We start from the raw sequence: 545 nt of genomic DNA, 5'->3' as shown, positions 1-545 counted from the left end.
TCGTCTTGACAACGTTGTTTACCGTCTCGGCCTTGCAACTACTCGTCGTCAAGCACGTCAATTCGTAAACCACGGTCATATCCTTGTTGACGGAAAACGCGTTGATATCCCATCATACTGCGTAACTCCAGGTCAAGTGATCTCAGTTCGTGAGAAATCATTGAAAGTTCTAGCTATCCTTGAAACAGTAGAAGCTACTCTTGGATGTCCAGCATTCGTATCATTCAACGCTAAAAAATTGGAAGGTTCATTGATTCGCTTGCCAGAACGCGACGGAATCAACCTTGAAACCAACGAAGCACTTGTCGTTGAATTCTACAACAAAATGCTTTAAGATAAGAATTTATATTGTAAGAAGCCTATAAGAGTGGGCTTTTTGCTTTATCTTAAAACGTTAATTTCTGGGTTTGCTTAGATATTTGCTAGATTGATTTCATAGCCGTTTCAAAGAATGAGACAGCTTTTTTTGTTTTACGAAAACTACTAGCTATGCTAGTGGTTCCGAAAAGCTTTTAGCGATGTATCAAAAAAGTCCCCCTAAAGTG

The 545-nt window shown here is 39.4% G+C and carries 1 protein-coding gene; it reads left to right on the top strand.

Annotated features, from left to right (window positions below; all coding sequences use genetic code 11):
- Positions 1–334 (top strand): 30S ribosomal protein S4 (gene rpsD, locus ADF62_RS05685; protein WP_048788294.1); only part of this gene is annotated, 334 nt, incomplete at its 5' end.
- Positions 335–545: the final 211 nt, after the last annotated feature.

It is taken from the genome of Streptococcus sp. 1004_SSPC (assembly GCF_001069025.1).
GTDB lineage: Bacteria > Bacillota > Bacilli > Lactobacillales > Streptococcaceae > Streptococcus > Streptococcus vestibularis.
This window is presented reverse-complemented; position numbering and strand designations above follow the sequence as displayed.